Annotated in this window: 10 protein-coding genes; 9 read left to right on the forward strand and 1 reads right to left on the reverse strand. The window is 53.7% G+C overall.

What is annotated here, in order from left to right:
• Positions 1-32 precede the first annotated feature (32 nt).
• A complete protein-coding gene (locus DESAC_RS01545) occupies positions 33-1,160 on the reverse strand; it encodes an ABC transporter substrate-binding protein (protein WP_041284085.1) in 1,128 nt (375 codons plus the stop codon).
• 608 nt (positions 1,161-1,768) lie between these two features.
• Between DESAC_RS01545 and DESAC_RS01550 the strand changes: the two genes are divergently transcribed.
• The 9 genes from DESAC_RS01550 (at position 1,769) to ade (ending at position 13,715) form a co-directional block, all read left to right on the forward strand.
• Positions 1,769-2,209: a Ros/MucR family transcriptional regulator gene (locus DESAC_RS01550; RefSeq protein ID WP_013705321.1), complete on the forward strand. Its 441-nt coding sequence runs from the start codon at positions 1,769-1,771 to the stop codon at positions 2,207-2,209.
• 441 nt (positions 2,210-2,650) lie between these two features.
• Positions 2,651-5,047 carry a phenylalanine--tRNA ligase subunit beta gene (gene pheT, locus DESAC_RS01555; protein WP_013705322.1) on the forward strand — a complete coding sequence of 799 codons (2,397 nt, stop codon included), beginning with the start codon at positions 2,651-2,653 and terminating at the stop codon, positions 5,045-5,047.
• A gap of 5 nt (positions 5,048-5,052) precedes the next feature.
• Positions 5,053-5,451, forward strand: a complete 399-nt coding sequence (locus tag DESAC_RS01560) for a MerR family transcriptional regulator (protein WP_013705323.1) — start codon at positions 5,053-5,055, stop codon at positions 5,449-5,451.
• A gap of 122 nt (positions 5,452-5,573) precedes the next feature.
• Entirely contained in the window at positions 5,574-6,638 is a 1,065-nt protein-coding gene (locus DESAC_RS01565; RefSeq protein WP_013705324.1) for an efflux RND transporter periplasmic adaptor subunit, read from the forward strand.
• Positions 6,639-6,675: 37 nt separating this feature from the next.
• Complete coding sequence (locus tag DESAC_RS01570) at positions 6,676-9,906, forward strand: efflux RND transporter permease subunit (protein WP_013705325.1); 3,231 nt, start codon at positions 6,676-6,678, stop codon at positions 9,904-9,906.
• Positions 9,907-10,010: 104 nt separating this feature from the next.
• Positions 10,011-10,205 carry a ferredoxin gene (locus DESAC_RS01575; protein ID WP_013705326.1) on the forward strand — a complete coding sequence of 65 codons (195 nt, stop codon included), beginning with the start codon at positions 10,011-10,013 and terminating at the stop codon, positions 10,203-10,205.
• Positions 10,206-10,249: 44 nt separating this feature from the next.
• Positions 10,250-10,501, forward strand: a complete 252-nt coding sequence (locus tag DESAC_RS01580) for a hypothetical protein (protein ID WP_013705327.1) — start codon at positions 10,250-10,252, stop codon at positions 10,499-10,501.
• A gap of 48 nt (positions 10,502-10,549) precedes the next feature.
• Entirely contained in the window at positions 10,550-11,425 is an 876-nt protein-coding gene (locus DESAC_RS01585) for an HhH-GPD family protein (protein WP_013705328.1), read from the forward strand.
• 541 nt (positions 11,426-11,966) lie between these two features.
• The gene (gene ade, locus DESAC_RS01590) at positions 11,967-13,715 is read left to right on the forward strand and encodes an adenine deaminase (protein WP_013705329.1); all 1,749 of its coding nucleotides are present in this window, start codon (positions 11,967-11,969) and stop codon (positions 13,713-13,715) included.
• Positions 13,716-13,729: the final 14 nt, after the last annotated feature.

The raw sequence follows: 13,729 nt of genomic DNA on the forward strand, positions 1-13,729 counted from the left end.
AAGCGTCTGCCATCTTTCGAGTATGATGGAGATCATGGCTGCACGGTGGCAAAATACTTGAATTGCCCGTCACGAATCTGCAGAATAACGGCGCTCTTGATGGGATCGCCACTGCCTCTAAAGGTCATCCTGCCGGTGACGCCTTCGTATTCCGTAATCTGTGCTAGGGCATCCCGCACCTTGCCCCGATCAAGCGAACCGGCTTGAATGATAGCCTGGCAAAGCAGCAGACCGGCGTCATAAGTCAACGCTGCAACGTCGTCAGGTTTTTTCCCGTAGCATGTCTCATATTCACTGATGAATTTCTGCGCTCTGGGGGAGGCTAGGTCAGGTGCGTAGTGCGTACTGAAATATGCCCCTTCCAACTCCTGACCACCAAGTTTGAGCAACTCCTGGCTGCCCCAGGAATCTGAGCCGATGATGTCGCCAATTAGTCCTTGGTTGCGGGCCTGCTTCACCTGGAGAGGTACCTCATTGTAATAGTTGGGCAGAAACAACAATTGAGGATTAGTCGCCTTAATAGTAGTAAGCTGGGAAGAGAAATCTTTATCGCCCGTAGTGTAGGAAGCGAAGGCAACGACCTTGCCGCCGTCGGCCTCAAAAAACTTCTTAAAAAATTCAGCAATACCCTTGTTATATTCGCTGGCCACATCATACAGTACCGCCGCGGTGCCGACCCGGAGTTTTTGGCGGGCGAACTTGGCCATTACCTGTCCTTGAAAATCATCAATGAAGCACGCCCGAAAAATGAACTTTTTGCCTTCGGTAGTCTTGGGATTGGTAGACCAGGGGCTGATCATGATGACGCCGTTGTCCTCACAGATGCGGGCGGCGGGGATGGCATTGCCGGAGGCGTTGGGACCGATGATGGCCAAGACATTATTCTGATTGATCAACTTCTGAGCCGCGGCGGCGGCGGACTCCGCCTTGTCTTCGTTGTCTTCGATAAATAATCGTACCGGAAGGGCTTTATTACCTACCTTGAGGCCGCCCCCCTGATTAATCTGGGCCGCCAAATACTCGGCCGCCTTTTTGCAAGAATCACCCACCGTCGGCTTGCTGCCAGTCAGCTCAGCATTTATCCCGAGACGTACTTCCGGCTCGGTCCTGGTGCTGCAACCGCAACATATTAGACTAAAGACCAACCAAACAAGGCACATAAACGGCCACTTGCCCCTTTGCATACCCTGAGCACCCCTTTCCTTGATGTGTTAGGTGCCGCCGTCTTTGCCACACTCCCACCTACGGAGCCAAGCAAAGAAAGGCGGGCGGATACATCCGGCCTCTTGATACCGGCAATCTAACAGAAAACCGCTAAAACCGTCAACGTGAAAAAGTTCGGCGGTTGGATTGGTTATTTAATCCAGGACTCAGGACTTTCGGTTAGTTTATGATTATCCGGTTCGGTCATACTCATCTAACTGAAATGCTATTTATCTGGTAAATAATGCGAACCGAATGAACAGCGTTGGGGTTTACTGCAAGGAGGCTAATACAGCTAAACGTTTACTTTTGATGTAGGGATACAAATAAACCTCTGGTGAGGGAAGCACATAAGACATTGATTTATCGGCTCGGCACTAAAAGTTTTGAATAATATTCTTTAAGAAATTATTTTACAGTCTGAAAGATTTCTTGACATAGTTTAATAAGTTAGGTATAAAGCGATAATATTATATAGTTAAGTGATTATAAGGGTTGAGTAGTAAATATTTCAAAAAATCTTAATAATTATTAGAAATATAACTTACAAAAAGGAGAAGGGATCATGGCAACTGAGTTGCTGAAAATGACGGCTCAAATTATTACCTCGCATGCATCTATCAGTGAGTTATCTTCCCAAGAGTTAATAAGCGAGATAAAGTCAGTTTATAACACTCTGGCAGAATTGGCCGGGGAAGCGGCTACAGCCCCTAGCCCTGAAGTAACTCCTACTGAAACTAAAGGAATGACAGGTCTTAAACCAGCTATTCCGGTTGAAGAATCATTGCAGGATGACTATATCGTCTGTTTAGAATGTGGTCAGAAGTTCAAGACCCTCAAGGCGCATCTGAGACGGGCGCATCAGATGACACCGGCAGACTACTATGAGCGGTTTGGCCTGGATGCTAAAAAATATCCCTTGGTGTCTCGCAACTATTCCGAGCAACGTCGACAGTTGGCCAAAGAAAAAGGCCTGGGAGACTTCCGGCGGAGTAAAAAGGTCTAATCGGCATTATCCCGTTCTTTCCATATCAAAAGTCATCATGTTCTGAGGAACACAACGAAGCATGAAAACAGGACCGCGGCAGTAGCTCACAATAATGCTTTATCTGCTCACTGCCCACTGCTTTCATACAAATTTTTTTCTCATCGACCATGTTAAACATCAGCGGCGGCCATGGGCCGCCCTATCCCATTATCGATAATTTATCGGCAATTTACTCATTGGGCGGGCCGCGCCTGCCGTCTTTAAGTGCTGCAAGGAAGACTCTTCTTCGCACATTTGTGGCTTGAAATTCTGGTCACTCGGGGTATAAAAATAAAACAACCATAGGCCGAGAACCTGAAAAGCTGATGAGCAGGTTGGCACCCAGGAATGGCAGCTATTAATCGGGCAGCGATCCCGATTGCCGCGATTTTTTCATTGACGGAATATTCATAAGACATTATGCGACTGAGCATTAATTGGCTAAAAGATTTTGTCGAGGTGGCCGTCCCCCCGGAAGAGCTGGCGGATCGATTGACGTTGGCGGGGCTGGAGGTCGAGGCGGTGGAAATTCCAGACGTGCGTTTTGTTGGCGTGATGGTCGGCCGGGTCGAGCAGGTGGCGGCGCATCCGCAGGCCGACCGTCTTAAACTGGCCGATGTTTTTGATGGCCGGCGGCGTTATCGGGTAGTTTGCGGCGCTCCCAATGTCCAAGCCGGGGGGTTATATCCCTTTGCTCCGGTAGGAGCCGTATTGGCTGATGGGAAGCCTTTAAAGGCCGTCAAATTGCGGGGTATTCTTTCTGAGGGCATGCTTTTGGCAGAAGATGAGTTAGGCCTTTCAGATGACCACTCCGGACTGATGGAACTGCCCTCTGACCTTACCGTTGGTTCTGATCTGGTCGAGGCCCTGAGCCTCAGAGATATGGTATTGGAAGTAGCTATCACCCCCAACCGTCCGGACTGTTTGAGCGTCCTGGGGCTGGCCCGCGAGGTATCGGCGTTACTGGATGTTCCATTGCGTCTGCCGTCCGTGGAATTACAACCCGACACCGAATCCATCCAGCGTTGGGCTGCAGTGGATATTGAGGATCCGGAGAACTGTCCCCGCTACACCGCCCGTATGGTGGTTGATCTACAAGTCCGGCCCTCGCCTTTCTGGCTGCGTCGGCGGCTACAGGTCAGCGGCTTCCGGGCCATTAATAATCTGGTAGATGTCACCAACTATGTCTTGCTGGAATACGGGCAGCCGCTGCATGCCTTCGATTTCGACTGTTTGCAGGGAGGTCGCATTATTGTTCGCCGACCTCGAACCGAAGAAACCAGATTCACCACCCTGGACGGGCAGGACCGACCTCTGGCTTGGGAAACTCTCCTAATCTGCGATGCGGCGGTACCTGTGGCTATCGCCGGGGTTATGGGCGGCCAGGCTTCGGAAGTGACCGGTGATACCCGCCGGGTATTGATTGAGAGTGCCTACTTCAACCCTCCATCCATCCGTCGGGCCTCTAAAAGATTGGGATTGTCCAGCGAATCCTCCTATCGTTTTGAACGAGGCATAGATCCGGAGACCCTCCTGCCGGCGCTGGACCGAGCGGCTCAATTAATGGCAGAGTTTGGGGGCGGCAGAATTTTACATGGACTTATCGATGTCTGTCCCCGACCTATCTCTCGACCCCGCTTGCGGCTCCGCCTCGGGCGCACCAGCGCGGTTTTAGGAACGCCGCTGGACAAACCGCTGGTCAGCGATATTCTGCGCCGGTTGCAGATGCCGCCGATTACGGAGGATGCGGATGCATTAACCGTGCAGGTGCCATCGTATCGCGGTGACCTGACCCGTGAGGTCGACCTCATCGAAGAGGTGGCGCGGTTGCACGGCTATGACAAGATTCCGGTGACGCTCCCCCGGTTGGCTATGTCAGCCGCACGCCCCCCCAAAGAAGCCCGCCTGCGGGAAAAGGCCAGGGAATTGCTTTTAGGGATGGGGTTTTTCGAGGTCATTAATTACGCCTTTCAGCCGGATCGTCTTACAACCCTTCTAGAAGGCGAGGATCCTGATCGGTCCTTTGTGAAAGTGGCCAATCCCATCAGTGAAGAACAGGCGGTCATGCGCCGGTCGCTGATCCCTGGTCTGCTGCAGAACATGCGGCTTAACGCTGCCCATTTCATTAAAGATGTTAAGATCTTCGAGATCGGCAAGACTTTCTGGCCATGCTCCGGCGGAAAGCTGCCGGATGAACCTTTGATGCTGGCCGGCCTGCTGACCGGAGCCCGCACCACCCCGGCCTGGAACCTGGCGGAGACCGCGCTCGATTACTATGACGTAAAAGGCGTCGTGGAAAATTTATTAGCCGGACTGTTGGTTAACCCGGTCAATTTCAAACCGGCATCAGTTTCCTTCCTGTGTCCCGGCGCCTTAATACAATCCGGGGAGACTGTCTTGGGCTGGTTTGGAGAGATTCATCCAGACATTGCCGAACAGTTTGATTTGAAACCGCGGGCGTATGTATTTCAACTAGATTTTGTCCTTGTGACTGCCGCGGCCAAGGAATGTGCTCACTTCACGCCGCTGCCGCGCTATCCGGCGGTTTATCGGGACCTGGCGGTGACTCTGGCGGCTTCTTGGCCGTCCGATCAGGTTACCGAAGCCATTTATGCCTTGGGACATCCTTGGTTGGTTGAAGCCCAGCTCTTTGATGTTTATGCCGGCCCACCGGTTCCTCCGGGCGAGCGCAGCCTGGCCTTCCACCTTCATTACCGGGACCCGGAGCGCACCCTTACTGATGAGGTGGTCGACCCCTGGCACGAGGCCGTCATCCAAGGGCTGCAGGAGAAATTTGGCGCCAAACTCCGGACTTGAAGATCATGCAAGCTGGAGATTGTCAATGCCTCAAGACATCGGCGCCAAAAAAATTATTTCGCATCGGCGAGGTGAGCCAACTCACCGGTGTCAATCCTCATATATTGCGGTACTGGGAGTCAGAATTGCAGATTCTGACGCCCAACCGCCGTCTCTCCAAACAGCGCCTGTACCGCCAAGCGGATATTGACCTGATCCTGGAAATCAAACATCTTCTGGAAGAGGAAAGATACACTCTTCAGGGGGTAAAGCAGCATCTGAGCCAGAAACATCTCAAAAGTGGTAATGCCGCTGTTGCCAAGACCTCGAAAGCAATGCCGCTTCCCTCTAATGATGCCCTCTATGCATGTATGCAAGATATTAAGGAGGAACTAAAGTCTATCCGGGATCTGCTGACTGATTGACCAGGAAACGGCGGCTGCCGTTTCGCCGCCTCACCTGATCCCTTCCTCCAAGAAAGTAGAGCGGCTTATAGGAACAAGTATGGGTTCCGGCAGGTGCGATACGTCTACCGGGTCTGCCAGATATGATAAAAATCAATAAGAAATTACAGTTAGCCATTATCTTCCTGGCGGGTCTGGTCCTGTTGCTTCTCTGGATGCAAGGGACGTTCCGCTCCCGGGTGGGTCCGGGAACCGTGTCAGTTCCGGTTGCGGAGATGACAGGTCAACTCTATACGGTTGCTTTCCGAACCGTGCTGGATTGGCGGGAAGCTCCCGGTATTGTTGCCTCCAAAGAGCAGCCCCAGGTGTCCAGCCAAATCCTCGGGCGGATCCTCGAAGTGCGGGTCGCCTCCGGGGACCGGGTGAACGCCGGTCAGGTGCTGGCTATCATTGATGATGCCGAAGTGCGCAGCCGTTTGGGCCAGGCCCGGGATCATCTATCCGCTATGCAGGCCCAATACCGTCAGGCGCAGTCTGATTTCCACCGGTTCAAGAACCTCGTTGGACGCAAGGTCGTCCCGGTTCGGGAATTCGACGCCGTCAAAGCCCGTTTTGAGACTATCCGGGCCCAGGTCCAGCAGGCCATACAGGCGATAAACGAAGCCCAGGCTAATTTTCGCTATGCCACGGTAGTCTCGCCCGCCGCAGGTCTGGTGGCGGAAAAAATGGTCGACGTGGGTGATCTGGCCACCCCCGGAAGGCCGTTGTTTACCATCTATGATCCCCAGCAGATGCGTTTGGAAGCCCAGGTGGGCGAGCAGTATAGCCAGGTATTGCAACCAGGCGCCTCAACCAGGATCTCCATTCCCAGCCTGAACCTGGAGCTTCCTACTGCAATAGATGAAGTTGTTCCCCAGGCGGCCAGTTCCAGCCGCACTTTTCTTGTTAAGGCAACTCTGCCGGTTCAGCCCGATCTGCGTCCAGGCATGTTCGGTCGACTCTATTTCGACGGTCGGCAGCGCCAAGCCCTCCTCATCCCGACAACGGCAGTACGGGATATCGGCCAGTTAGAAATGGTACAGGTGGCTCAGACGGACGGGGTGCGGCTGCGGCAGGTAAAAACCGGCAAACGCTATGGGGCGGAAGTGGAAATTCTTTCCGGCCTCCAAGCCGGGGAACAAATTGTGTTATCCTTCCCCGAAAAGTAATAATTTTATTGGGATGACCCTGCAGTCATAAACACCTATGACCTCCGCCCCGCGCACAATGAGTTTCACTGCCAGAATTGTCAAGGCCTTTCTGACCTCCAAGCTGCCCCTTATCTTCATCTTGATCTCCCTACTGGCCGGCTTTGCCGCCCTCTATGCTACTCCTCGCGAAGAGGAGCCCCAGATCGTGGTGCCGATGGCGGACATTCTCATCCAGTTTCCCGGAGCCAGCGCGGCAGAAGTGGAAAATCTGGTCACCATCAATCTGGAAAAAAAATTGTGGGAAATCGACGGGGTGGAATATATCTACTCCGCCTCCCGACCGGGGGGGGCGGTAGTGACGGTCAGGTTCTATGTCGGCCAGGACAGGGAAAACAGCCTCATTAAACTCTATAATAAAGTCTGGTCTAACATCGATCAGGCACCGTCCGGGGTCACGAATTGGATCATCAAGCCGGTAGAGATCGACGATGTTCCGCTAGTCACTTTCACCCTCTACAGTGATCAGGCTTCGGATATGGAGCTGCGGCGGGTGGCCGATGAGATCCTGCACCGGCTGCAGAGCATCCCCGAAACCGGCCGTTCCTACGTGGTGGGCGGACGTAAACGGGAACTCCGGGTGCTCCTCGATCCGGTGCGTCTGGCTTTTCGCCAAGTCTCTACCCTGGAGGTCATGCATGCCCTGAAAGGGGCTAATGTCAATCTGGCAGCAGGAAGCTTCAATCTCACCAACCGGGAGATGCTCCTGGAGGCCGGACCGTTCCTCCGCAATGCTGAGGAGCTGGGGGCGATCCAGGTCGGCCGACAGCAAGACCGTCCGGTTTATCTGCGAGATGTAAGCCAGGTACTCGACGGCCCTGGAGAGGTTAATACTTATACGCGACTGGGTTTTGGTCCGATGGCCGCCCATGACGCGCATCTGATAAATGATCCGACGGCAGTTGCCGGACGCCCCTACCAGGCGGTGACCCTCGGCATCGCCAAACGCAAGGGGGCCAACGCCGTCTGGGTAGCCGAAGGACTCCAGCAAAAGATTGCTGAACTCGAAAAGACGGTCATTCCGGCTAATATCAAGGTATTGGTCACCCGTGATTACGGCAAGACCGCCGATGAAAAAGTCAATGAACTGGTGAAGCACCTTGTCATCGCCATCGTCAGTATCGTTGCCCTGCTGACCGTGGCCTTGGGGTGGCGGGAGGCCCTCATCGTCGCCCTGGCGGTGCCCATGACTCTGGCCATGACACTTTTAGGCAACTATCTGGTGGGCTTCACCATCAACCGGGTAACCCTCTTTGCCCTGATTCTGTCCTTGGGTTTGTTAGTTGACGACCCCATTGTGGATGTAGAAAATATCCACCGCCACTTTAAGCTGAGGCGGGAACCACCTCTGGATGCCACCCTGACTGCAGTGGATGAAGTAAGACCGCCTACTATTCTGGCCACCTTTACGGTCATTGTGTCGTTTCTACCCCTATTTTTTGTCACCGGGATGATGGGACCTTATATGCGGCCCATGCCGTACAACGTTCCGCTGGCCATGATCATGTCGTTAGTGGTAGCCTTCACCGTCACCCCGTGGGCTGCCTATCACCTGCTGCGACGAGAGGCCGAGACGCCGGCTGAACCTTTTGTTTTGCAGGACAGCGGCATCTATAAAATCTATCGCCGGATTCTGACGCCTTTCTTAGAAAGCCGCCACAAAACCTTTGTGCTCTTGGGCGGCCTTGCCCTGGCCCTGTTGCTCTGCCTATTAGTCGTGTTGCTGCAATGGATTCCCATGAAGATGCTGCCCTTTGACAACAAAAATGAGCTGTTGCTCGTGGTAGATATGCCAGCCGGGACCTCGCTGGAAGAAACCGATCGGGTGGTCAGGGAAATAGAGATATTTCTCAGTTCAGTCAATGAGATTCGAGATTTCGAGTCGTACGTCGGACATACCTCCCCCATCGATTTCAACGGCATGGTACGCCACTATTACTTACGGCAGTATCCCTATCAGGCCGATATCCGCATCAACCTGCTGGACAAAGAGGAGCGCCATTGGCAGAGCCACGAAATCGCCCTGCGGCTGCGCCCGGAGATCGAAGCCATCGGCCGCCGCCTGGGGGCCAACCTAAAAATCGTCGAGGTTCCTCCAGGTCCGCCGGTGCTCTCCACCCTGGTCGCCGAAGTCTACGGTCCGGTGGGGGAAAGTTATACCTCTCAGATCCAAGCAGCCAAACGGGTCCGGACTTTGATGGAGCAGACCGACAAGGTGGTGGACGTCGATGATACGGTAGAGGCCGATCAGATTAAATATCGCTTTGTCGCCGACAAACTCAAGGCCGCCCTGCACGGCGTTTCCACCCAGGATATTGTCCAGACTGTCCGGACCCTCATAGGCGGTGAGACCCCCGGCATAGCGCACCAGGCATCAGAGCGAACCCCCTTGGAGATCACGGTGCGACTGCCCCGTGCTGGGCGCGCCCATCCGGATGACTTGCACCTCATCCGGCTGAAAGGGGCAGATGGTTCTTTAATACCGCTCACTGAATTGGGCCACCTGGAAAAAACCCTCGAAGACAAGACCATTTATCGCAAAAACCTGGAACGGGTGGTCTTCGTCACTGCCGAAATGGCCGGCCGGCCACCGGTAGAAGCCATCTTTGATCTGGAGGCCAAGCTTAAGAAACAACCATTTCCGGAAGGCTACCGAGTAGTCTGGTCCGGCGAGGGGGAATGGAAGATTACCGTAGACGTCTTCCGTGACCTGGGATTGGCCTTTCTGGGCGCCCTGGTGATGATCTATATCCTGTTGGTGCATGAAACCCAGTCTTTCGGCATGCCTCTGGTAATCATGGTGGCCATCCCGCTGACCCTGATCGGCATCGTTCCCGGCTTCCTGCTGCTCAATCTGCTAGGAGCGGCGCCCATTCACGGTTATCCCAACTCCATCTTCTTCACCGCTACCGGCATGATCGGCATGATCGCCCTGGCGGGAATAGTGGTGCGTAACTCCATCATCCTCATCGACTTTATCCACCTGCGCCTGAGAGAGGGATTGCCTTTGGAAGAGGCAGTTGTCGAATCAGGGGCTGTTCGCCTCATGCCTATACTGCTCACCGCCGGTGCCGCCATGTTCGGCTCCTGGGTCATCACCCTTGACCCGGTCTTCTCCGGACTGGCCTGGGCCTTCATCTTCGGCATCTTTGCCTCCACCCTCTTTACCCTGATCCTGATTCCAGTGATCTATTTCCTGATTTATGCTCCCAAATCGAACGGGTCTTGACCGGCCCGTTAAAAGTGCTTATTGATAAATTAAGTCGCTCTGGGAAGCACGATCCTCATAGGTGCTCTCGCTTATCCTGAAAACCTTCCAGGTAAGAGGTTCCCATGGCCCGCCGAGTTGCCATTGATGAAGATGCCTGTATTTTTTGCGGAACCTGCGCTGATATCTGCCCTGAAGTCTTTGCCCTCAATGTAGCAAAACAAAAGTCAGAGGTGCTAAAACCCGAAGACGGTCCGGTCGATCTGATTCAGGAGGCTATTGATTCCTGTCCTGCCCAAGCCATCCATTGGGAAGAATAATTAAAGGACTTAGAAATTAATTTCCGGGAAAAGGAGAATGAACCATGGGCTTTACACCAGCCGCAGTCAGAGAAAAAATAATGGAAATGTATCCTGAACTCGATGAAAACAAGATTATTGTCAGCCTGGAGTTCGATGTTGCCAAAGATGCCTATATCGTCAAATTCAAGAAAGACCGGCACGAAATGACCACCCATCTGGAGAAAAAAGACGCTGAAGATTGCCTGCGCAATATCAAGTGCGTCTATTTAGGGGCTCAAGTAGGCCAGTTTATTAAAAACTTTCAGATGGCTTAAGGAACCTGGGCTACTTTGCCGCCGCCCGGTCCCATTCTATGACCTGCTATGGCCACATTTGAGGACACTGCAACCATCATCGCCTCCGGGTTTCGAAAAACCGGTTTGACCGATGAACTTATCGCCGGTTTTCAGGGGGTCGTATACCAGTATTACCAGGAGCATGGCCGCGTACTGCCATGGCGCCGGACAAGCGATCCCTATCACATACTCGTCTCCGAAATCATGTTGCAGCAGACTCAGGTGGAGCGGGTGCTCACCAAATACGAGCTTTTTCTTGCCCGGTTTCCCAACTTTGAAGACCTGTCGCGGACCTCACTGCGGGAAATTTTGAAGGTCTGGCAGGGACTGGGATATAACCGGCGGGCCAAGGCCCTGCAGGCGATAGCCCGGCAGGTGGTGGCGGAGTTTGACGGCCGGTTGCCGGCAGACCGCCACCTCCTGCAAACCTTACCCGGTATCGGACCTGCTACTGCGGGAGCAGTGCTTGCTTTCGCTTTTGAACAGCCGGTAATTTTTCTGGAGACTAATATCCGCCGAGTCTTTTTGCATTTTTTCTACCCGGCCGAGGACAAGACTCCTGATAAGATGCTGCTTCCTCTCATCATTCTCACCCTCGATTCCCAGCGGGTCCGCCACTGGTATTACGCCCTGATGGATTACGGAGCCATGCTGAAAAAGACCGTTCCTAATCCCAACCGTCGCAGCGCCCATTACGCCCGGCAGTCGCCGTTTCGCGGCTCCGATCGGGAAATACGCAGCCAAATTCTACAGATATTTTTAGCCAGGCCAGAATTAACTGAATCCGCTCTCCTGGCGCAGCTTCAGGCCGATCAGAGGAGGAGCTTAAGAATTATCCAGCAATTGGTTAAGGAAGGATTTTTGCTCCGACAAGAAGGCCGATACCGATTGACATCCCGGTAATCCCGGGCTAGATTGACGGTTTCAAAACCCCGAGAAAATCAAGCTTCCGAACGTCGGTATCCGTTTTTATCTTTTTTATGCCAGCCGAACTTAGACCACCGACTCTAAACGGACATACCGAGCCGCCTAGGGCCAGCCAGATTGCGGATTCCTTTGATTTGCCTGACTTACCCCCATATGCTCCGTTCAGATAGACAATCTTAACCCAACAGCATTGACCCTGCCCCCTGCCCTCAAAGGTCAAGGGAGATTAAGGTTGTAATACCAATAAGAGATAAATTATAAGAGAGCGTACTTATCAGCAGAAACCTTAAATCTTATACGCCTCACAAACCTGCCAAGCTCAGTTATTGCCAACCCCGATTTCTGATTTAGATCGGCCTGATCAGGATGAAACCTTATTAACGGCCGAAAGATGGGCTTTATGAAAGAAAGATAATTTTTACCCTTTCCTCCGGGAAATTCGCCTCTGCCTTATTTGTCCGATCTTTCTTGACTTGGCTGGGATTTTCAGAGAAAGATAAGAGGCAAAGGAAAAAACATGATGTCCAAACCCCAGCTTGAATCGATTACAAAGAGCACCCGGCTGCAAAAAAGGATAATGGCTGCCCAGGGGAAGCTTCCCGCCGATCTGGTGCTTCGGGGGGGCCGGGTAGTGGATGTCTTTCGCGGCAGTCTGATCCAAGCCGATGTCGCCCTGTATGATGGCATTATTGTCGGAATAGGAGACTACCAGGGACCGACGCTTGAGGTCGCTGGTCAGATCATCTGTCCGGGATTTATTGACGGCCACCAACATATCGAAAGCACTATGCTCTCACCTCCGGAGTATGCCAAGAGTGTCGTGCCTCGAGGAACCACTGCCGTCATTATCGACCCGCACGAAATTGTCAATGTCCTGGGTGCTCCTGGTCTCGACTACATGTTGAGTTTTCATGACCGGTTGCCCCTTGATCTGTTTATCATGTTGCCCTCCTGCGTTCCGGCCTCGCCGCTGGAGACCAACGGCGCTGATTTTGGCCCGGCTGAGATACGCCGCTACCGGTCTCATCCAGGCGTTCTGGGTCTGGCTGAGGTGATGAACTACCCCGGCACGCTGGCCGGCGCCCCTGAAGTTTTGGAGAAGATCACTCTGTTTACCGGCGGCGTCATCGATGGCCACGCCCCGCTGCTATCCGGTCTGGCTTTGAACGCCTATAAAGTGGCTGGCATCGGCTCGGATCATGAATGCACCGAGCTATCAGAGGCTGAAGAAAAACTGGCGCGGGGCTTTTATCTGATGCTGCGGGAAGGCAGCCAGGCCAAAAACCTGGCCGACCTGCTGCCGGCAATGACTCCTGCCTCCCTGCGCCGGACTATGTTGGTTACTGATGATTGTCATCCCAATGATCTGCTGCAGCGCGGTTATATCGATTATCTTATCAAGAAGGCCGTCACTTTTGGCTGTTCACCCATAAACGCCATCACCATGGTCACCTTGAATCCGGCGGAATATTTCCGTCTGTTGGACCGGGGTGCCGTGGCCCCCGGTTACCGTGCTGATTTGGTGGTGTTAAATGATTTGGTAGACTTTCGGGTCGATAAGGTCTTTAAAAATGGCCAGTTAGTGGCAGAAGGGGGTACCCTTACCGATAGTTCAGTCCTGGTCCCCGCCGAATTTCCTCATTCAGCGATGCATGTGGCGAATTTCTCGCCGCAGGCCCTTGCCCTGCCGGTGACTGGCGAGGTTGTCAAGGTCATTCAGCTCCTGCCAGGCCAGTTGCTCACAGAAAAACTGGTGCTTCCGACCCCCGGGGCCCACGGCCTGGTGCAGTCCGATCCAGAGCAGGATCTCTTAAAATTGGCTGTAGTCGAGCGCCACCGGGGTACCGGCAATGTCGGCCTGGGTCTGGTCCGGGGCTTCGGATTGCAGCGAGGTGCCCTGGCCTCTTCGGTGGCTCACGATTCTCACAATATCATCGTTGTGGGTGCCAATGACCAGGACATGTTCGTCGCGGTTCAGCATCTCATCTCTTGCGGTGGAGGGTTGGTAGTGGCGGTCGACGGGAAGGTCTCCGCAGCCCTCTCACTTCCCATCGCCGGCCTCATGAGTCCGGCGCCACTGCCCCAGGTTGCCGCAGAGCACGCCGCCCTGATCGAAGTTTGCCACAGCCTGGGAGTTGCACTGCCAGACCCCTTTATGGCCTTATCGTTCCTGGCTCTGCCGGTCATCCCGGCTTTGAAGTTGACCGACCGGGGGTTGGTGGACGTGAACCGGTTTCAATTCGTGCCGCTTTTTGGCCCGGATTGACCACTCTGCTTTTC

The sequence above is a fragment of the Desulfobacca acetoxidans DSM 11109 genome (assembly GCF_000195295.1).
GTDB classification, from domain to species: Bacteria; Desulfobacterota; Desulfobaccia; order Desulfobaccales; family Desulfobaccaceae; genus Desulfobacca; species Desulfobacca acetoxidans.

Coding starts and splice junctions, on each gene's coding strand:
- DESAC_RS01545 (WP_041284085.1), bottom strand. CDS start 1,160: ATGTGCCTTGTTTGGTTGGTCTTTAGTCTAATATGTTGCGGTTGCAGC.
- DESAC_RS01550 (WP_013705321.1), top strand. CDS start 1,769: ATGGCAACTGAGTTGCTGAAAATGACGGCTCAAATTATTACCTCGCAT.
- pheT (WP_013705322.1), top strand. CDS start 2,651: ATGCGACTGAGCATTAATTGGCTAAAAGATTTTGTCGAGGTGGCCGTC.
- DESAC_RS01560 (WP_013705323.1), top strand. CDS start 5,053: ATGCAAGCTGGAGATTGTCAATGCCTCAAGACATCGGCGCCAAAAAAA.
- DESAC_RS01565 (WP_013705324.1), top strand. CDS start 5,574: ATGATAAAAATCAATAAGAAATTACAGTTAGCCATTATCTTCCTGGCG.
- DESAC_RS01570 (WP_013705325.1), top strand. CDS start 6,676: ATGACCTCCGCCCCGCGCACAATGAGTTTCACTGCCAGAATTGTCAAG.
- DESAC_RS01575 (WP_013705326.1), top strand. CDS start 10,011: ATGGCCCGCCGAGTTGCCATTGATGAAGATGCCTGTATTTTTTGCGGA.
- DESAC_RS01580 (WP_013705327.1), top strand. CDS start 10,250: ATGGGCTTTACACCAGCCGCAGTCAGAGAAAAAATAATGGAAATGTAT.
- DESAC_RS01585 (WP_013705328.1), top strand. CDS start 10,550: ATGGCCACATTTGAGGACACTGCAACCATCATCGCCTCCGGGTTTCGA.
- ade (WP_013705329.1), top strand. CDS start 11,967: ATGATGTCCAAACCCCAGCTTGAATCGATTACAAAGAGCACCCGGCTG.